Origin of the sequence: Mycetocola lacteus, from assembly GCF_003667575.1 — a bacterium.
Lineage (GTDB): Bacteria > Actinomycetota > Actinomycetes > Actinomycetales > Microbacteriaceae > Mycetocola > Mycetocola lacteus.
Map to the genome: position 1 here is coordinate 85,228 of NZ_RCUY01000010.1, position 18,127 is coordinate 103,354.

Genomic DNA, 18,127 nt, shown 5'->3' on the forward strand with positions numbered 1-18,127 from the left:
TTTACTCATCGGATCCTATCTGCTGCGACGAACGGGACTGTTGCTGCTGAGCCTTGCGCTCGCGGTGACGGTCCTGTTCGTCGTGCTCCGACTGCTCGGCAACCCCGTCTATGCGCTGATCAACCTCGAGGCCACGCCCGAGGATATCCGCGCAGCCTCGGCGGCCCTGGGTGTTGACCGCCCCATCTTTGTTCAGTTTGCCGACTACATCGGCGGCCTGTTCCGCGGCGACCTCGGCACCTCCTTCAGCTCGCACCTCTCGGTGTCCGACGAGATCCTGCGTCGCCTCAACGTGACCGTGCCGCTGACCCTCATCTCCTTTGCCCTCTCGGTGATCATCGCGATCCCGGTGGGTTTTATCGCCGCCTGGAAGTCACGCACCTGGTACGGCACCGCGTTCTCCGCGCTCAGCCAACTCGGCGGCGCGATCCCCGTGTTCTGGGTGGGTATCCTGCTGGTCACGCTGTTTGCGTTGAACCTCGGGGTGCTGCCGGCCGGCGGATTCCCGCGCCAGGACTGGGCCGATCCGCTGGATGCGCTCACCTCGCTCACACTGCCCGTGCTGACCATTGCGATTGTCTCAGGCTCGGAGCTTGCCCGGTATGTACGCAGCGCGACCCTCGACATCCTCGATCGCGACTACCTGCGCACCGCCCGCGCGCTGGGCCAGCCGTTCTCCACGGCGCTCTGGCGTCATGCGCTGCGCAACGGTATCGTCCCGGTGATCTCGATCCTGGCGATCCAGCTGGCCACCACGTTTGTGGGCGCGGTCGTGGTCGAGAACGTCTTCGCCCTGCCCGGACTCGGAGACATGCTGATCGCCGGCATCCGCCAGCAAGACTTCCCCAACGTTCAGGGAGTACTCCTGTTTTCCACCGTCCTGGTGCTCGTGATTGGATTCCTCGGCGACGTGCTGCAGCGCCTGCTTGATCCGCGCCTGCGCTCATCGCTCTCCGGTAACCGTCGTGCGAAGGCCGCCGCATGATTACGGTGAGCGGCAACGCCCGCGCTACTCACGCCATCCACAGCCAACCCGGCAACCGAGGGGCCGCCGCATGAGCGCCGTGATGACCCAGGGTGCCACCGTCCGGGGGCCACGGCGACGTGCGCTCGGCTCGATCAACCTCGTGGTGGGTGGGATCCTGCTCGGGGTCATTTTGCTCGCCGCGATCGTCTCGATCTTCTGGACCCCGTTTGACCCGGCCGACACCACCGGTGGACGCCTCGCCGATCCCGACGGAACCCACTGGGCCGGCACCGACAAGCTCGGCCGTGACGTCTTCACCCAGCTGCTGATCGGTGCTCGCCTGGCGATCACCGTGGGGATCGGCTCGGTCCTGATCGCCGCGGTGCTCGGCATCCTGATCGGTCTGCTCGCCGGGTTCTCCACCCGCTGGGTGGACGATGCCCTCACCAGCCTGCTGGATATCGCGATCGCCTTCCCCACCCTGCTGCTGGCGATGCTGATCGTCGCCTGGCGCGGTGCCTCGCTGGATTCGGCGATCATCGCGATCGGGCTCGCCGGTTCCGCGGTGATCGCCCGGCTCACCCGTGTGGTCACCCAGCGCATCCTCGCGCAGGACTATGTGACCGCCGCACGGATCGCCGGAACCAGCACGCTCGGTATCGCCCGGGAGCACGTCCTGCCGAACCTCTGGCCTACCCTGGTGGTCCCCGCCGCCCTGCAGTTTGGTGGCGCGGTCCTCGCCGAGGCATCGCTGTCCTACCTCGGCCTCGGTTCCCCACCCCCGAACGCGTCCTGGGGACGCCTGCTGCAGGAGGCTCAGGCCACCGTCACCGTGGCTCCGCTCAGCGCGATCCTGCCCGGTATCCTGCTGGTGATCACCGTGGTGGGTGCCAATCTGCTCGCCGACGGTCTGCGTGAAAAGCTCGACCCAACCCTGCGGAGGGCCCAGTGACCGCACTCTCAGTACAAAACCTCTCGGTCCAGACCGAGGACCAGCGCGCCCTGGTGTCCGATGTCTCATTCGAGCTGCCCGCCGGACAGCGCCTCGGCATCATCGGCGAATCTGGCTCAGGTAAGAGCCTCACCGCCCTCGCCGTCCTCGGCCTGCTGCCCTCGGGGCTGCGTGCCTCCGGGAGCATCCGCCTGGGTGACACCGAGCTGGTGGGCGCCTCGGCGCGCACCCTCAACGGCCTGCGCGGATCGGGGATCGCCGCGGTCTTCCAGGAGCCGCTGACCGCACTGGATCCGCTCATGCGGATCGGCAAGCAGCTCGCCTGGCCGCTCTCCCACCACCGCGGCCTGCGTGGGGACGCACTCCAGAAGGCGATCATCGAGGCGCTGGCGGCGGTTGCATTGCCCAACCCCGAGAAGATTGCCCGGTCCTACATCCACGAAGTCTCCGGTGGACAGCGTCAGCGGGTGGCCATCGCCCTCGCCCTGGCGTGTGATCCCGACATCCTGATCGCCGACGAGCCCACCACGGCCCTGGACATCAGCGTGCAGGCCGAGATTCTGAACCTGCTGGACGGTGCCGTGCGCGAGCGTGGAATGTCGCTGCTGCTGATCAGCCATGACCTGGCCGTGGTGTCCCAGATGACCGAACAGCTGCTGGTACTGCGCGGAGGAGAGAGCATCGAACAGGGCTCGACCCGGCACTTACTCACCGCCCCGGAGGCTGAGTACACCCGGCTGCTGGTGAACACCGCCCGCAGCCTCGAGGCCTACCTGCCCGAGGTATCCGCACAGGCTCCGGGCAGTCCGTCCGGCCACACCACCCCGCTCACAACGCCCTCGGAGAACCAGGCATGAACGAATACCTGCTCGCCGCGGACAACGTGGACTTCCGCTACCCGGGGCGCGACACCAACACCCTGCACGGCATCACCCTGGCCCTGCGCCGCGGCGAACGTGTGGGCCTGGTGGGCGAATCCGGTGCCGGAAAATCGACCATCCTGCGCCTGCTGCTTGGTCTGGACTCCCCCACCAGCGGTGCCGTCCGCTTCCAGGGCGAGCCGCTCAACTTGCGTGATCGCGCCGGCCTGCGCGGCTTCCGCAGCGCGGTACAGAACGTGTTCCAGGATCCCTACGGTGCCCTGGACCCGCGGGCCACCGTGGGACGCACCATCACCGAGCCGCTGCGCTCCCTGGGGATCGAACGCGACCGTGAGGCCCTCAACTCTCGCGTCGCCGAGCTCCTGGCCGCCGTGGATCTGCCCGCGGATGCCGCCGACCGCTACCCGCATGCCTTCTCCGGTGGGCAGCGCCAGCGCATCGCGATCGCCCGCGCCCTGGCCCCCAACCCGCAGCTGATCCTCGCCGATGAGCCGGTCTCGGCCCTCGATATGTCGGTCCGCACCCAGATCATCGAACTGCTGCGTGGTCTCGGCCGGAGCGACGCTGCGGTCCCGGATGAACACCAGACCGGACTACTGCTGGTCTCCCACGACCTCAGCATCGTCGCCGCACTGTGCGATCGCGTGGCCGTGCTCCAGGACGGACGCATCGTCGAGGAGGGCCTGACCGCCGAGGTTTTGGCCAACCCGCAGCACCCCTACACCCGCACCCTGCTCGCGGCAATCCCCCGCCTGCCCCGCATCGAGGGGTAGGCCGGGTAGACTGAAGCGTCACCGACGAAGGAGGACATCATGAGTTCCACCGATGATGCGGCCCAGGCCAGCGCCGAGGAAACCAAGCGGAAGTTCCGCGAGGCACTCGAACGTAAAAAGCAGCGTGCCCAGGGAGGCGAGGACCACCTCGATTCCACCGGGAGCGTGCGTCAGACCCAGGGCAAGGCTCCGAGCCAGCGCCAGTTCCGCCGCAAGAGCGGCGGATAGGTCCACGCACACAAAAACCGCCACGGTCCTCCGGGATCGTGGCGGTTTTGTGTTTCTGCTAGGAAGCGGCCATCAGGTTGACCGGGACCTCGGGGGCATCAATAGGCCACTCCCCGAAGGTCTTTTTCAGGTCAGCCATATCCATGGTTACCGAAATAGTGAGGCCCTGCGCGCTCACCGAATCAAATGGATGGGCCTGCTTGGTGTACGGTTCGGCCACCGGATTAGCCTCAAAATCAGCTGCCCAGGCCTGATAGAGCGCCTCATCGTTGAACACAAACACGACCTCGGTCTCGTCGGCAAACTCACGGTCGTGAATCGACATGAGGTTTTCCGTTCCCCAGGCGATCAGCCGATCCCGCGATGCCAGCGGAGTCTCGGGCGTGACAGAGATCGCCAGGACCGCCGTACGCGGGATCCGAATCTGACGTCCGGCCTTCTCGGTTTCGGGAATGATGATGCTCGCATCCAGCCCCTCAATCTGCTCGATCTGCTGGTTCGCCTCCTCGAAGCTGTGTCCGGGCAACGGTTGGCCCACACCCTGGATCACAAACACATAGAACGCGATGGCGGCGACCACAACGATCGGAAACACGGTGCTGGTAATTCGCCACCAGCGGGGCTTACTCGAACCTGACATTGCTCCAGGGTGACAAATATCGTCGAAATCCGCCTAAATCCGGCGGTTTTGGGGTGGCGATGTGTCGGCTTCCCCGGAGCAACATCGCGGGCCTTGACGAAAGAGCGAACGTGTTCGTTCCTGAGAATTTGCCGAGCCCCCTTGCCTGAGCGAACATGTTCGTTCTATCGTCAAGACATGACATCATCAGTTGGCAGTCGCCGCGAACGTCCCGCAAAGCCCCCGCTGTCGCGGGAGTGGATCATCGCCGAAACGATCAAGATCGCCCAGACCGAGGGCCTCGCCAAGGCCACCATGCGTCGCGTGGCAAACGCCCTCGACACCGGGCCCGCATCCCTGTACGTCTACATCGCAAACACCGCGGAGCTGCACGCGGCCGTCACCGACGAGCTGACCGGCACCCTGCCGGAGGATCCCGAGGGCACCTGGGCCGAACGTCTGGAAGCGCTGCTCGGTGCCTATAGCCACCTACTGTTCAGCTATCCCGGACTGGCCCGCTCCGCTCTCCAGCTGCGCCCGATGGGCCCGAATACCGTGAAGCTGTTTGATCGCGTGCTCGGGCTGCTGCTGGAGGGTGGCGTCGCCGCCGACCGCGCCGCCTGGGGCGCCGACATCCTGGTGCAGCACGCCACCGCGAGTGCTGCCGAGCACAGCGCACCCGCCCCCGAAGACACGTACGCCGGAGCATTTGCCCCCGACGTGGTGGCCTCCATCAACAAGACCATTCGTGAGGCCGACGCCCGCGAGGTCCCGCACGTCGCCGAACACGCCGACCTGCTCCTCTCGGGCACCCCCGAACAGCGAGCATCCTGGGCCATTCGCGCACTGATCGCCGGAATCACGGCGACCCCGCTCCCCCTCTAGTTCAAAGGAACACCCTCATGACCACACACTTCCCCATCGTTATTCTTGGCGGCGGCCTGGGCGGACTCACCGCCGCACGCGTCCTGCACCTCGGCGGCATCGAGGCGGCCGTCTTCGACCTGGAACCGGACCGTCACGCCCGCGTGCAGGGCGGCATGCTGGATATCCACACCTATAACGGCCAGCTGGCCATCCGCGCCGCGGGCCTCTGGGAGCCCTTCACCAACCTGATTCACCCGGGTGGGGAGTCGATGCGCATCCTCGATCACACCGCGAACGTGCTGGTGGAGCAGGAGGATGATGGCGAGCTCAACCGTCCCGAGGTCGAGCGTGGCCAGCTGCGTGACCTGCTGATCGATTCCCTCCCCGCGGGCACCATCCGCTGGGGCCGCAAGGCTCGCTCGGTGAGCGAGGTCCCCGGACATCCCGGACGGCACGCGATCGAGTTCACCGACGGCGAGGTCATCACCACCGACCTGTTGATCGGTGCCGATGGGGCCTGGTCCAAGGTGCGCCCGCTCCTCACCGATCTGGTCCCGTCCTACACCGGCATTTCGTTCATCGAGGCCGACCTCCACGATGCCGATACCCGTCACCCGAGCGAGGCCGCGGCAATGGGCGGAGGCATGATGATGTCGTTCCGTGGAAACACCGGCATCCTCGGACACCGCGAAACCGACGGCTCACTGCACACCTACGTGGGCTTCCAGGTGCCCGAGTCCTGGATCGACACGGTCGACTGGGACGACGCCGCCGCCTCCACCGCCGCGGTTCTGGATCGCCTGGAGGGTTGGGATGAGTCGCTGCGCGGCCTGATTGCCCACGCCGACACCGCGCTCACCCCGCGCCGGGTCAACGCCCTGCCGGTGGGCATCAGCTGGGACCGCGTCCCCGGGGTGACCCTGCTGGGCGATGCGGCGCACGTGATGAGCCCGTTCGCCGGCGAGGGCGCCAACATCGCCATGTACGACGCCTCCGAGCTCGCCCAGGCGATCATCGATCACCCCGGTGACACCGAGGCAGCCCTGAGTGCCTACGAGGCGGCGCTGTTCCCCCGCGCAGCCGAAGCCGCCGAGGACTCCGCCGAGAGCCTGGAGATGATGTTTAGCGACGATTCCCCGCGCCCCCTGGTCGAGATGTTCACGCGGTTCGCCGGAGACTCCGAGCCCGGCACTAACTAGACAGGCACTGGCGAGACCGGCACTGGCGAGACAGACACCGGCGAGACCGGCACAGGCTCACCGGAATCGGGCTGAGGCTAAACCCGCGGCACCACGTCGATCGCACCGGTTTCGGTGCGCTCGGGCTCGTTCGGAGTGAAGGTCCAGACGATCGCCCCCAGGACCAAAAGTGCCCCGGTCACCGCAAACGCCGGACCGAAGCCCACGAGGTCGGCGAGGGCACCGATCACCAGCGGACCGATCACCGCGCCGAGGTCGGACACCATCTGGAAGGTGGCCAAAACCGGCCCACCGCGGTGATGACGCCCCACCACATCGGCCACCACGGCCTGCTGCGAGGGCGCGCACAGTCCGGTTCCGACCCCGGCAATCGCACAGAGAATCAGTGAGATTACCAGGTTGTCGGCAAACCCAAACAGCGCGGTGGCAACCCCGGCCAGGGCCATGCCCCCGATGATAAAGGGGCGACGACCGTAGCGGTCGGACCAGCGTCCGGCCGGCAGGATGATCGCCGCATTGCCCAGCGCGAAGGTGGTCAGCGCCAGGGCCGCCGCGGAGGCCGTGCCGGGGAAAAACGCGGCCATGACCACCGGAACCAGGGCCACGCGCACCCCGAAGGCGGTCCAGCCGTTGGCGAAGTTGGCGGCCACGGCGGCACGGTAGGGCTTGCGGGCCCAGGCTGCGGCGAGGGTCAGAACGGGGCGCACGTCCACGCCGGTCCCGGCCACGCCGCCGGGCTCCGTCCCCACGGGAACCTGGACCCGACCGAGTGCCAGCGCCACCACGGCGCAGGCGGCAAACAGCGCGATCGCGTAGATCACAAACGGGGCATGCAGCCCAAACGGGGCTGCCAGGGCACCGAGGATCGGTCCGGCCACGCCGCCGATCAGGAAGCTGCCCGAATACAGGCTGGAGATGCGGGCACGCATGCTGGCCGGGCTGATCCGAATCAGCAGACCCATCGCCGACACCGTGAACATCGTGGACCCGATACCGGCCACCGCGCGCAGCGCCACCAGCTGCCAGTACTCCCCGGCAAACGCGCAGGCACCGGTACTGATCGCCACGATCAGCAGACCCGAAATATAGATGTGCTTCTCACCAAAGCGCTGGACGAGCCAGCCCGAGGCGGGGGCGAAGATCAGCCGCATGGCGGCAAACACGCTCACCACCGCGGAGATCTCGGTATTGCCCACGCCAAAGCGCTGGGCGTAGAGCGGCAGCACGGGCGCGACGATGCCGTACCCCAGGGCAATCACAAACGAGGCGGCTACCAGCACCCATACTTCGCGCGGAACGGCGGAACGATGCGGCACGGCACCCCTTCTTCGGAAATCAAACAATCTCCTCAGAATACCGCTCGTTAGGGAGGTGCCGTGCCGGGGTGTCGTGACTAGTGCTGGTCCGAGTCGCCCGCGGAGACCTCCGCCTTGGGCTTATTGCGCGACTTCACCAGGCTGGCCACGGTGGCGATGGCCATCGAGGCGAGGATGACCGCGAGCGAGGTCCAGGTGGAAATCTCCGGGGCCCACTCGAAGCTCTGTCCACCGTTGATGAAGGGCAGCTCGTTCTCGTGCATCGCATGCAGCACCAGCTTCACACCGATGAAGGCCAGGATGAAGGCGATCCCGTACTTGAGGTACTCGAGGCGCTCAAGCAGGCCACCCAGCAGGAAGTAGAGCTGACGCAGACCCATCAGCGCAAACACGTTGGCGGTAAACACGATGAAGGGGCTCTGGGTGATGCCGAAGATCGCGGGGATCGAGTCCAGCGCGAAGAGCAGGTCGGTGGTGCCGATCGAGATGAACACGATGATCATCGGGGTCCAGTAGCGACGGCCGTTGATCGTGGTGCGCAGCTTGTTCTCGTCGTAGTCGTCGGCGACCTTCATCCGCTTCTTCAGCCACAGCGTGAAGCGGTTATCCTCCTGCTCACCGTCGTGCCCAAACGCCTGCTGCCAGGCGGTGTAGAGCAGCCAGGCACCAAACAGGTAGAAGATGAAGGAGAAGTTTTCGATCAGCGCGGCGCCGGCCAGGATGAAGATACCGCGCAGCACCAGGGCGATGATGATACCCACCATCAGCACCTCTTGCTGGAACTTCCGTGGCACCGAGAAGCGGGCCATGATGATCACAAACACAAAGAGGTTATCGATCGAGAGTGAGTACTCGGTGAGCCAACCGGCGACAAACTGGCCGGCAAACTCGTGCCCGGCGAGGAAGTACATCAGGACCGCAAAGATCAGGGCCAGGGCCACATAGAAGCTCACCCACAGGGCGGATTCCTTCATCGAGGGAATGTGCGGGCGCTTGGTGACGATGAGCAGATCGGCCACGAGGACCAGGACGAGAACCACACACGTGATGATCTCGAAGAGAAGCGGTAACTGGGGGTGCATTTTATCCTTCACGATGATGCCCGAGCAGGGCAAAGCCGTGAAAGTCTCTCCCGCAGTTAGATAACTGCCGCCGCGCCCGGACCCACCGTCGTGGTGGATCGTGATGACGATCGCGGCGAGATGGGATACTCCCCTTCGCGTGGATCAGCATATCGCATCTGCCAGGGGTTGCACAGCGGGAAATGGGTGAGGCTCCGATGACCGCTCTCCCCCGTCGGCATATCGGAGCCTCACGAACCGGGAACTTCCCCCGAAGCCCCCGTGTTCAACGGGCAGTGGAAGCCCATCTCGCCGAACGTACCGCGTGAGTGTGTGGGTTCCCTCCATGCCCGGAAACGAATATTCGCCATACCGGGGTGGTGACGGCTAGACGTCGAGGGTGGGCGGTGCCTGGCGCGGCCGCGAGGACTGGACGGCACCGGCACTCGCACACACGATCAGTACGATCGCCAAGACCTCGAACAGCCCGAGGGTTTGCCCCAGGACAAACAGTCCGGCCAGGGCCGCCACGACCGGCCCCAGTGACATCAGGACCGAGAACACGGCCGTGGGCAACCGACGCAGCGCGTTGAGCTCGGCGGCGTAGGGAATGGTGGAGGACATGATCGCGATCAGCAGTCCCAACGCCAGGATCTGCGGGGCGAGAACTGCGCCACCGGAGGCGATCAGGCCGAAGGGCAAAATCATGATCGCGCCGATGGTCATGGCGATCGCCAGACCGTCCAACCCCTGAAAACTTGCTCCGGTGCGGGCCGAGGTCACGATGTAGAGTGCCCACATGACGCCGGCGGAGAGGGCGAGCAGCACGCCGATGGGATCCATCGTGCCCCATCCCCCGTGTCCAAGCAGCGCGACACCGGCCAGAGCGAGCGCGGCCCACAGCCAACGCATCCGACCGCGACCGGTAATCACCGAGAGGGTCAGCGGACCGAGCACCTCGATGGCGACGGCCGGGCCCAGCGGAATGCGCTCAATGGCGAGGTAGAACAGTGCGTTCATCAGCATCAACGAGAACGCGAAGCCCACGACCGTGAGCCACTGCGCCCGGGAGCGTCCACGCAGGCTGGGGCGTGCAATCAGGAGCAGCAGGATCGCCGAGAACCCCATCCGCAGGGCCACCATTCCCAGTGCGCCGGTTTGGGGAAACACCAGGATCGCAAAGGCCGCACCCACGTCCTGACAGGCCATACCGGCGAGGACCAGGGCCACTCCGGTCAAACGGCCCTTAGACGATGCGGCAGCGCTCATTCAGATTCCTCACTCGATGATCGGGCCGAGCCATCGGGTGTGCATCGGCGCAAAGCAAAACTCCCCCGGATAAACCGAGGGAGTTTCAGTGTGGTGATCCCAACGGGATTTGAACCCGTGCCGCCGCCGTGAGAGGGCGGTGTCCTAGGCCGCTAAACGATGGGACCGAACTACCTGATAAGTATGACACACAACCACCACCGGGCAAAAATCCGGCGTGTCGCCGACGCTTACGCGCAGACAAACACAAAGCGGGTTTTCATCCGGAGATGAAAACCCGCTTTAGTGGTGATCCCAACGGGATTTGAACCCGTGCCGCCGCCGTGAGAGGGCGGTGTCCTAGGCCGCTAAACGATGGGACCAAACACAGTCATGTACACATCACTGCTATGTAACTTCGTTTTACCTGCTCACACTCCGATTGCTCGAGGTGATTGCGATGGTGATCCCAACGGGATTTGAACCCGTGCCGCCGCCGTGAGAGGGCGGTGTCCTAGGCCGCTAAACGATGGGACCGAAGCAACGTGTAAAAGTATGCCACGGGATTCAAGGTGGACACAAATCGAGCCGCAACACGCCCCGTCAGCGGGCGTGTTTGGGGCTCTTTTGCCGCGGATTCACGGGGGCGTTTTTGTGGCAAAACCAGCCAAAACAGTTTTCGGCGACACACCCGTGGGCGTGTCGCCGAAGCTGACGTGAGATTGGTGAGGGCTAGTTGCCGTCACCGAATGACTCGGCTCGGGTCCGAGGCTGTCGGGGGGCTAGTTGCCGTCAAAAGCGCGGTTGACCTCGCTGAGCATCGGCGGGTTTGCCCCGGGCCACTCGCACGCGAGGGAGGCGGCGGCGTTGGCGAAGCGCAGGTGTTCGATCCACTCGGTGGGTCCCTGGCGCAGCAGCGCGGCCGGGTCCTTGCCGACGCCGCTGAGGAGGCGATAGAGCAGGGCGGCGACGAAGGTGTCACCGGCGGCGACGGTGTCGACGACGGTGGTGGGGCGCGCGGGTACGTCGACCGGCCGGACGCCCGGGCGGTAGAGGCTCACCCCGTCGCCTCCGCGGGTGAGGACCACGGCGCGGGAGCGGGACCAGATTTCGGCAACCTCGCCGGGCAGACGGTCGGGGTAGAGCCAGCGCAGGTCGCCGACGCTGGTCTTGACGATGTGGGCGGAGGCGACCAGGCGGGACACCCGCTCATGTTCGCGCTCGCGGGAAACCCCGAGGCTGGGCTGGAGGTTGAGGTCAAAGGAGATCAGGGTTTTGCCGGCGGCGAAGATTTTCTCGACGTGTTCGGCAATGACCGAGGCTCCCGGTTCCATGATCGCGGCGAGCGATCCGAGGTGCAGCGCGCGGGCACCCTTGCCGAGTGCAGCCAGTTCGGCGTCGGTCCACTGCCAGTCGGCGGTGCCGTTGATGTAGAAGGAGTACTCGGCAGCTCCCCCCTGTCCCCGGTTGGCGACGGCGACGGAGGTGGGTTCGGAGGCCTGGACGCAGTCGTCGAGGGCGACGCCGTTGCGGCGCAGATTCTCCCCAACGAGGGCACCGAAGCGGTCGTTTCCGAGGCGTCCGAAAAAGCGGGTGTTGATGCCCAGTCGGGTCAGCGCGATGGCAACGTTTGCCGGGGCACCTCCGGGCGTGGGGCGGTAACGCCCATCCGCCTCTTGAATGAGATCAATCAGGGCCTCGCCCACTACCGCTACAACCACGAACGCTCCACTTCATCTCGCGAGGCTACCGGGTGGTATTCGCGATCCCTCTGAGTATATCCACCCCGGTATTCCGCGAACTGACAGCTGTCTGCGATCGCCGCACACACGTCCGTTCTGTTCCCCGCGATGACACCCGCTCGGACTAGCCTGGGTGCATGACACTCACACTTGGATTCATCGGACTCGTTACCTCGGACATGCCCGCAGCCCTGGCCTTCTACCGCACCCTCGGGGTCGATATCCCCGAGGGTGCGGAGGGTGCCCCGCACGTGGATGTGGTCCTGGCCGACGGCACCACGCTGGCGTGGGACACCGTCGAGGTGATTCGCTCGTTTGACCCGAACTATGCGGTGCCCACCGGCGGGCACCGCATCGCCCTGGCCTTCGCCCACGGTTCCCCCGCCGAGGTGGATGCCACCTTCACCCGGCTGGAGGCCGCCGGTTACCCGGGTCACGTGGCACCGTGGGACGCCCCCTGGGGCCAGCGCTACGCCACCGTCCTCGACCCGGACGGCAACTCGATCGACCTCTTTGCGCCGCTGGGTGAGGCCCCCTCCCCGAGCTAACGGCGACCAGTCACTCCCCCGCGACGGCGCAGCAGGGCACCCGCACCGGCCAGCATCAGGAGCATGGCCGCGCCACCAACGCCCCAGAGCGTGCCGTCCGGCAGGCCGGTCTGACCCAGCGAACCGTGTCCCCCCGCGGTTGCCGGGTCGGAAGGGCCGGCACTGGGGGTGGGCGGACCCACGCTTGCCTCGCCGGTCGGCGTGGGGCCGGTGGGTGTCGGAGTGGGAGTCTCAACGATTCGAGCGGTTCCGACCGGACGCACAACACTCGCCCCGGTCACCGTCCCCAACACGAGATCGAAGGTGGTTCCGTGATTGCCCGCGCGAACCAATGTGGGAACATCCACGTCCTGCGGTTCCGGGTCCTCTGCGGCCCAGGTCAGTGTCCGCTCTGATGCGGTGAAGTCGATATCGGCCTGGGCGGTCGCGGCCCGTGTCCCCACCTCGGCGGTGATGGGGAGCTCTCCGGGTGTGGTCACACTCACGGCAAATGCTGCGTCAGTGCCCGCGGGCACGTCCCCGGCATCGGCCACGCTGATCGCCCCGTACTGCATTTCAACCGCACCCACGTCGCTCGCCGGACCCGAAACCCGAGCCTTGCCACGCTGATCTACCGGCAGCACCGAGGTTTCCGTGCCCCCATCCAGCAGCGGTGAGTCCGGGCTCAGCATGCGCACCGGGAGCCCGTTCGGTCCCGGTGCCGGAGGCAACAGGCCCAGGTTCTCGGGAGCAACCACGCGCGTTCCGCCGGCAAGTTCGGGATCCGCAACGGTGAGGACGCTCGCAACCGCCGTACGTTCCAGCGGAGCGTTGAAGGTGGGAGCGGTACCGCTATCGATCACGGTGCTGTCAAGGTTCACCCGCAGACGCTCGTTGGCGTCGCTGTGCAGGGTGCCCTGAATGGTCGAGTGGTCAATGTCGAGCACGGTGATATAGTCCGGATCATCGTGCGGTGCCATGTTGAACAACACCGGTGACGAGGTCGGGCCGAGGATCGTTGTGTTTTCGATTCGGATCCGGTCGCTTGCTTCACGGGTCTGCGCGCTGATCACGGCCACGTTGCCTGTCCGCACCACGGTGGTGTTCGCAATGCGCACGGTAGGGGTGTTACTCCCTGCGGGATACTGGTAGATATCGCCGATCGCAATCACCGAGCCGAGGTCCTGGTCCATCAGAGTGCCCTCGATCAGGGAGTCTCGAATGTCCAGCGCGGGGGCGCTCCCCAGCCTGCCCGCATCGATTCCCGCCACCATAACTACCCGGTCGCCCTGATAGCCACTGCCAGTATCGTGGAATGTGTTCCCGACCAGGACCACACCCGCGTCCGCGTCGGGGCCAATCCCGCCCAGATAGATGGCGCGATTACTGAGACCGGTGAACGTGGAATCACGCACCGTGAATCCGGAGCTTCCACTCACGAACGCCAGCCTGAGGCCGTCCCATCCGCCAAAGAACCGAACGCGCTCAATCGTGGTTGGAGCCGAAACATCCCCCAGCTCGATGCCGGTGCCGGCCTGACGGATATCCATGTCGGCGACGTGCACCTCACCGGCGCCGTATTCGCCCTGGATACCGGTCATCCGTAGCGAAGCACCATCAAGGTTGACCTGGGAAATGTTCAAAGATCCGCCGGGGACCACCCGAAGCAGGGCGGAATTCGGATCAAAGTCCGGTTCACTATAAATGGTGGGACGCGTGGCAGCTCCCACCACGGTGAGGTCTCCGGTGACCTCAATCTCTGCACCACTGAGCCGCACGGTCATGCCCGCCGGAATCGTGATGGTGTGGGCCCCAGGCTCGGTGTTTGCCTGTTCGACCAGGTTTCGCAACGAGCCTGGTTCGCCATCCACGGCGCTGGTGACCGTCATTTCGGCCGCGAAGGCACTCTGTGGCACCAGCACCGTGGCGCTCAGAATCAGAGCCCCCACCCCCAGTGCAGCGATTCTTGCGTCCATACGTTCCCCCGAACTTCAGCGTTTGGCGCAAGAATAACAACCATTTTGTATTTTGAACAGGGGGTTGGAGCGGGGCCTAGGCCGATCGTCGACGCAGCAGGATTCCTCCACCGGCCAACAGCAGCATCAGGGCGAGCATCGAGGCCGACCCGATGAGGCCCGTGGGGGCACCCGTCGCAACCAGTTCGCCCTGGGGATCGGGGGTTCCCGAACCCGCGATAATCACCGGGCTGGGCGAGGTGGACGGGGTAGCCGTCGGGCTCACCGAGAGTGAGGGCGTCGGGGTGGGAGACGGGGTGTCCGGACCCCCGGTGGGGCTAGCCGTGGGGGTCGGGGACGGTGTGTCCGGGCCGCCCGTCGGCGTCGGCGTGGGGGTCGGCGTCGGCGTCGGCGTCGGCGTGGGGGTCGGCGTCGAGAAGATCGTGTTGTGGATCGTCGCCTCGGCCACGGGCTCCTGGACGGAGTCCCCCGCCCTCGCCGTCAGTCGTGCCCGGAACGTACTCAGATCCGCCCCCGCGGGTAGCGTGCCTACCGCAACCGGGAACGTCGTCGCGATCGAGGCCGGATTCAGGGTGATGATCTGTGCAGACGCAATAAAGTCGGTTCCGGCGATCGCGGTACCATTCTCGGTACCCACGGTGGCCGTTGCGGGCAGTTCACCCGGGGTGACCACTCGAACCGTGAAGGAGGCGGTGGAACCGGCCACGACCGCTCCCCCACCCTCGATGGTCAGGACCCAGCGCTGCATTTCCACCGCGCCCACGTCGCCCGCGGGCCCGGCAATCCGCGACTTCCCGCGCTGATCGGTCCCGAGCGGACTGGTGACCGCGGCGGTGTCCAACAGCGGAGAGGCGGCGGTCAGCAGGCGCACCGGCAGCCCGTTTGACGCGGGAGCGAGCGCTGCAAGTCCCAAATCGGCCGCGGCGATCATCCGGTTCCCAGTGGGAAACTCGGGCACGTTCACGGTGAAGACGCTGTCGGCGGCAGTGTGGGTCGTCTTGACCACGTCAAACAGCGCGGTGGATCCGCTGTCGATAACCGTATTGGTGAGGTGCGCGGTTAGCGATGCGTCCTCGGGGGTGTTGAGTGTGCCCTGAATTGTTGAGTGATCGATATCCACCACGGTGTCGGCAATTTTGCCCTGGCGCTGTTGGAAGAAGGAGAACAGCCGGCTATCGGGGAAACCCTGAATGGTGGAGTTTTCGATCACGACCCGGTCGTTCACCGCAACGCCGCCGGCACCTGGTGAATTCACGTCGGAGTAGATGATCGGCGAGGCGGTGGAACGAATGATCGAGGTCCCCGACAGCCGCACACTCGGGCCGCGTTGCTGACCGGGACTAAACACGTTCCCCACGCGAATCGCTCCGCCCACCGCGGAGAAGTCCGAATCGCTGATGACGCTGTCTCGAAGGTCAAGTGCCGGAGAATCCCCGGGTCGGGTAGCGAAAACCACCCCCACTCGGATCGCCGCGTCACCGATTTCACCATTGCCGATGCCGGTGAAGGTTGTGCGCTCCACCAGCAGATTGCTGCCCGCGGACCCGTCCACACCGGCCACGATAACCCCGTAGTTCCCCTGACCGGAAAACGTCGAGTCACGCACCACCACCGGGCTGCCGGGCTGTATCGCACCGAGGCCCAGGCCGATGTCACCACCGGTGACCTTCACCCGCTCAATCAGCACCGGATAATTCGTATCCTCGACCGCAATGGACCGGGTGAATCCCACGAATTCGGCGTCTCGGATCGTCAGCGCCCCGGCACCAAACCAGCTCTGAATACCAATGTTCTGCGGCTGTGTCCCACCGAAATTGATCCCCTCGAGGGTGAGCCCGGCACCGGGTGCCACTCGAATCAGCGCGACGGGGTTCTGCGGCAGGATGGAGTGGACACTCGGACGCGCACCGCCGGACCCGCGGATGGTCAGGGTGCCGGCCACCTGAAGCTGTCCCTGCGTGAGGGGGATGTCCCATCCCTCGGGGATCTCGATCACATCCCCCGGCTGCGCCTGAGCAAGGACCGAACGAAGCGAGCCCGCGGCCCCATCCACGGTCGACGTAATCGTGAGCGTGGCCGCCTGGGCGGGGAGGACCGCGGCGAACACACTCGCTCCCACGATCAGGATGCCGGCGGAGGATGCCGCAACCAGTTTTTTGAACACCAAGACCCCTTATCAATACGAACTATATTGATTCGGAATCTAGCAGCGTGACGCGTCCAGCGCACTAGCGCAGAACGATCGTTATGTTCTCTCCACTCTTAGGGGGCCACCACCGTCAGATCCACGTCCCAGCCGAGTCGATAGGCGCGATCATGGAGCGCCTGAGCGTTGGCCGCGGTGACGGCGCGAGCGGCGTCATCCGGGTAGTACGCGCGGATCCCGGCGGGCGGCACAAAACGGCCGCCCAACGGATCGGTACCCAGCTCGCGGGCGCTCCACCAACGATCCAGGGCGCGTTCCACCGCAACCTCGGCGGGCACCTCGACGTCGTAGATGATCAGCTGCTCGTATCCGAACTCATCCAGCTCCGCCAGCAAGGCACCCACATAGTCGATGCTGGAGAGGGTGCCATGAATGACGATATTCTCGCCATCGATCAGGCAGGCCTCTCGCATCGCGTCGGCAATCGCCGTGGATTCGGCGTGCACAAACCCGGCCAGCTCACGTGGCATGATCGGGCGGCCATCGTCCAGGCTCGTGCTCAACCAGTGGTCCAATAGGCCGCGATCCCGAGCATCGAGCAGCAGGGCGTCCTTGAAGTCGTCGGCGTCGATGTCGCGGAAACCGGCGAGGCGCGGGTCGTTGGCCAGCGCGGTGGATTTCCCCGCCCCGGGCGGGCCGGCGGTCACCACGGCGGCGAGCACTCCCCCGAAGGATCCGGGATTGCGGTCGCGGGCGGTGGCGATGAGGTCTTCCTGGAAACGCAGCCGGGAGGTGTCGTACAGGAAGCCGTCGCCAAAGATCCAGCGGGTTGAGGCGTCCTCGCGGTCGCCCCAGGGATTGTCGAGTCCGTCGCGCTGCAGCACCCGCTCCAACTGTGCGGCAACCCGCTCTCGGGCGGCGCTCACCGGGCCCTGCGCCGCGCGGCGGCCTGACGCACGGCTTCATACTCGGCCTCGGTGATCAGTCCATCCCGCAGCACGGCCATGAGCTGGCGCGCGGTTCCGGTAGCACTCGCCGCACCATCGTAAGCGCCGCGGGTGCCCGGGGTGTGGGCGGTGAGGCTGAGGGCGCTCAGCCGGCGGATCATCTCCTCGGTGCTGATGGTGCCGGACTGCCGGTCCAGCACAATATCGCGCAGGTCCACCGACCCTCGATAGAGCTCACGACGGGCCAGTCGGCGGGTGATCTCCTCCACCGGAACTTCGAGTCGATCGGCGATCTCCTGTACCGAGCAGCCCTGATCACTCAGTGCAAAGACCCCGCGGGTAAAGCGCAGGTCGGCGAACCCGCGCCGCTCGTTGCCCGGAGCCCAGGGGCCACCCTCGCGGCGACCACGGCGACGATCACCAAACTCGTGCGCACCGGGCTCGTGGGTACCGGATTCGCGGTCGCCGGGTACAGCGGCGTCGGCCTGCTGCATCATCCGGCGCAGGTCACGGCGCACATCCTCGCCGTTGCCGGGACGACGGCGCTCCCCGTCGCGCCCCCAGGGCGGCGTGCGCCGCACATCCGGGGTTCGCTCCGGCTTGCTTCCCGAGGTGTTCTCCGAGTCGTTTTCCGGAGTCTGATCCTCGCTGTCCTGCCCGTGATCGGCCATGATGGCA

General features: G+C 65.9%; 17 protein-coding genes and 3 tRNA genes. 8 read left to right on the forward strand and 12 right to left on the reverse strand.

Annotated features, from left to right (window positions below; translation table 11 throughout):
* Positions 1-22: 22 nt before the first annotated feature.
* The 5 genes from D9V34_RS12095 (at position 23) to D9V34_RS12115 (ending at position 3,801) form a co-directional block, all read left to right on the forward strand.
* Complete coding sequence (locus D9V34_RS12095) at positions 23-985, forward strand: ABC transporter permease (RefSeq protein ID WP_342773010.1); 963 nt, start codon at positions 23-25, stop codon at positions 983-985.
* A 70-nt stretch (positions 986-1,055) separates the two neighbouring features.
* Complete coding sequence (locus D9V34_RS12100) at positions 1,056-1,919, forward strand: ABC transporter permease (RefSeq protein ID WP_121689057.1); 864 nt, start codon at positions 1,056-1,058, stop codon at positions 1,917-1,919.
* Positions 1,916-2,776, forward strand: a complete 861-nt coding sequence (locus D9V34_RS12105; protein ID WP_121689058.1) for an ATP-binding cassette domain-containing protein — start codon at positions 1,916-1,918, stop codon at positions 2,774-2,776. Before D9V34_RS12100 ends, D9V34_RS12105 begins: the two co-directional genes overlap by 4 nt.
* A complete protein-coding gene (locus tag D9V34_RS12110; RefSeq protein ID WP_121689059.1) occupies positions 2,773-3,573 on the forward strand; it encodes an ABC transporter ATP-binding protein in 801 nt (266 codons plus the stop codon). The genes D9V34_RS12105 and D9V34_RS12110 overlap by 4 nt, the downstream gene beginning before the upstream one ends.
* A 39-nt stretch (positions 3,574-3,612) precedes the next feature.
* Positions 3,613-3,801: a DUF5302 domain-containing protein gene (locus D9V34_RS12115; protein WP_121689060.1), complete on the forward strand. Its 189-nt coding sequence runs from the start codon at positions 3,613-3,615 to the stop codon at positions 3,799-3,801.
* Positions 3,802-3,859: 58 nt separating this feature from the next.
* Here D9V34_RS12115 and D9V34_RS12120 read toward each other — a convergent pair whose 3' ends face one another.
* Entirely contained in the window at positions 3,860-4,441 is a 582-nt protein-coding gene (locus tag D9V34_RS12120) for a hypothetical protein (RefSeq protein WP_121689061.1), read from the reverse strand.
* Positions 4,442-4,618: 177 nt separating this feature from the next.
* Between D9V34_RS12120 and D9V34_RS12125 the strand changes: the two genes are divergently transcribed.
* Both D9V34_RS12125 and D9V34_RS12130 read left to right on the forward strand, forming a co-directional pair.
* Positions 4,619-5,305: a TetR/AcrR family transcriptional regulator gene (locus D9V34_RS12125; protein ID WP_121689062.1), complete on the forward strand. Its 687-nt coding sequence runs from the start codon at positions 4,619-4,621 to the stop codon at positions 5,303-5,305.
* Positions 5,306-5,322: 17 nt separating this feature from the next.
* Positions 5,323-6,486, forward strand: coding sequence for an FAD-dependent oxidoreductase (locus tag D9V34_RS12130; protein WP_121689063.1), 1,164 nt, complete (start codon positions 5,323-5,325; stop codon positions 6,484-6,486).
* Between the two features lie 77 nt (positions 6,487-6,563).
* Here D9V34_RS12130 and D9V34_RS12135 read toward each other — a convergent pair whose 3' ends face one another.
* From D9V34_RS12135 to D9V34_RS12165, 7 genes are all read right to left on the reverse strand, one after another.
* Positions 6,564-7,802 (reverse strand): MFS transporter, encoded by a 1,239-nt coding sequence (locus D9V34_RS12135; protein WP_121689064.1) that lies wholly within the window; start codon positions 7,800-7,802, stop codon positions 6,564-6,566.
* A 77-nt stretch (positions 7,803-7,879) separates the two neighbouring features.
* Positions 7,880-8,884 (reverse strand): TerC family protein, encoded by a 1,005-nt coding sequence (locus tag D9V34_RS12140; RefSeq protein WP_121689065.1) that lies wholly within the window; start codon positions 8,882-8,884, stop codon positions 7,880-7,882.
* A 366-nt stretch (positions 8,885-9,250) separates the two neighbouring features.
* On the reverse strand, positions 9,251-10,132 hold the full coding sequence (locus tag D9V34_RS12145) for an EamA family transporter (RefSeq protein ID WP_121689066.1): 882 nt from the start codon (positions 10,130-10,132) through the stop codon (positions 9,251-9,253).
* A 91-nt stretch (positions 10,133-10,223) separates the two neighbouring features.
* A tRNA-Glu gene (locus tag D9V34_RS12150) sits at positions 10,224-10,299 on the reverse strand.
* A 119-nt stretch (positions 10,300-10,418) separates the two neighbouring features.
* Positions 10,419-10,494 (reverse strand) — tRNA-Glu (locus D9V34_RS12155).
* 78 nt (positions 10,495-10,572) lie between these two features.
* Positions 10,573-10,648: transfer RNA gene (locus tag D9V34_RS12160), tRNA-Glu, on the reverse strand.
* A 245-nt stretch (positions 10,649-10,893) separates the two neighbouring features.
* On the reverse strand, positions 10,894-11,832 hold the full coding sequence (locus D9V34_RS12165; RefSeq protein ID WP_121689067.1) for a carbohydrate kinase family protein: 939 nt from the start codon (positions 11,830-11,832) through the stop codon (positions 10,894-10,896).
* Between the two features lie 158 nt (positions 11,833-11,990).
* Here D9V34_RS12165 and D9V34_RS12170 point away from each other — a divergent pair, with 158 nt between their 5' ends.
* Complete coding sequence (locus D9V34_RS12170; RefSeq protein WP_121689068.1) at positions 11,991-12,401, forward strand: VOC family protein; 411 nt, start codon at positions 11,991-11,993, stop codon at positions 12,399-12,401.
* Here the strand turns inward: D9V34_RS12170 and D9V34_RS12175 are convergent.
* The 4 genes from D9V34_RS12175 to D9V34_RS12190 form a co-directional block, all read right to left on the reverse strand.
* Positions 12,398-14,356, reverse strand: coding sequence for a right-handed parallel beta-helix repeat-containing protein (locus D9V34_RS12175; RefSeq protein WP_147441696.1), 1,959 nt, complete (start codon positions 14,354-14,356; stop codon positions 12,398-12,400). The two genes, D9V34_RS12170 and D9V34_RS12175, sit on opposite strands and share 4 nt — an antisense overlap.
* Before the next feature lie 76 nt (positions 14,357-14,432).
* A complete protein-coding gene (locus tag D9V34_RS17850) occupies positions 14,433-16,520 on the reverse strand; it encodes a choice-of-anchor Q domain-containing protein (RefSeq protein ID WP_183091977.1) in 2,088 nt (695 codons plus the stop codon).
* A gap of 98 nt (positions 16,521-16,618) precedes the next feature.
* A complete protein-coding gene (locus D9V34_RS12185; RefSeq protein ID WP_121689070.1) occupies positions 16,619-17,428 on the reverse strand; it encodes a zeta toxin family protein in 810 nt (269 codons plus the stop codon).
* The gene (locus tag D9V34_RS12190; RefSeq protein ID WP_121689071.1) at positions 17,425-18,120 is read right to left on the reverse strand and encodes a hypothetical protein; all 696 of its coding nucleotides are present in this window, start codon (positions 18,118-18,120) and stop codon (positions 17,425-17,427) included. Before D9V34_RS12190 ends, D9V34_RS12185 begins: the two co-directional genes overlap by 4 nt.
* Positions 18,121-18,127: the final 7 nt, after the last annotated feature.

What these genes read in the sequence shown, in the direction of transcription:
- D9V34_RS12120 (WP_121689061.1), bottom strand. Translation starts at nt 4,441, where the DNA reads ATGTCAGGTTCGAGTAAGCCCCGCTGGTGGCGAATTACCAGCACCGTG.
- D9V34_RS12175 (WP_147441696.1), bottom strand. Translation starts at nt 14,356, where the DNA reads ATGGACGCAAGAATCGCTGCACTGGGGGTGGGGGCTCTGATTCTGAGC.
- D9V34_RS12190 (WP_121689071.1), bottom strand. Translation starts at nt 18,120, where the DNA reads ATGGCCGATCACGGGCAGGACAGCGAGGATCAGACTCCGGAAAACGAC.
- D9V34_RS12130 (WP_121689063.1), top strand. Translation starts at nt 5,323, where the DNA reads ATGACCACACACTTCCCCATCGTTATTCTTGGCGGCGGCCTGGGCGGA.
- D9V34_RS12110 (WP_121689059.1), top strand. Translation starts at nt 2,773, where the DNA reads ATGAACGAATACCTGCTCGCCGCGGACAACGTGGACTTCCGCTACCCG.
- D9V34_RS12115 (WP_121689060.1), top strand. Translation starts at nt 3,613, where the DNA reads ATGAGTTCCACCGATGATGCGGCCCAGGCCAGCGCCGAGGAAACCAAG.
- D9V34_RS12145 (WP_121689066.1), bottom strand. Translation starts at nt 10,132, where the DNA reads ATGAGCGCTGCCGCATCGTCTAAGGGCCGTTTGACCGGAGTGGCCCTG.
- D9V34_RS12170 (WP_121689068.1), top strand. Translation starts at nt 11,991, where the DNA reads ATGACACTCACACTTGGATTCATCGGACTCGTTACCTCGGACATGCCC.
- D9V34_RS12140 (WP_121689065.1), bottom strand. Translation starts at nt 8,884, where the DNA reads ATGCACCCCCAGTTACCGCTTCTCTTCGAGATCATCACGTGTGTGGTT.
- D9V34_RS12125 (WP_121689062.1), top strand. Translation starts at nt 4,619, where the DNA reads ATGACATCATCAGTTGGCAGTCGCCGCGAACGTCCCGCAAAGCCCCCG.
- D9V34_RS12100 (WP_121689057.1), top strand. Translation starts at nt 1,056, where the DNA reads ATGAGCGCCGTGATGACCCAGGGTGCCACCGTCCGGGGGCCACGGCGA.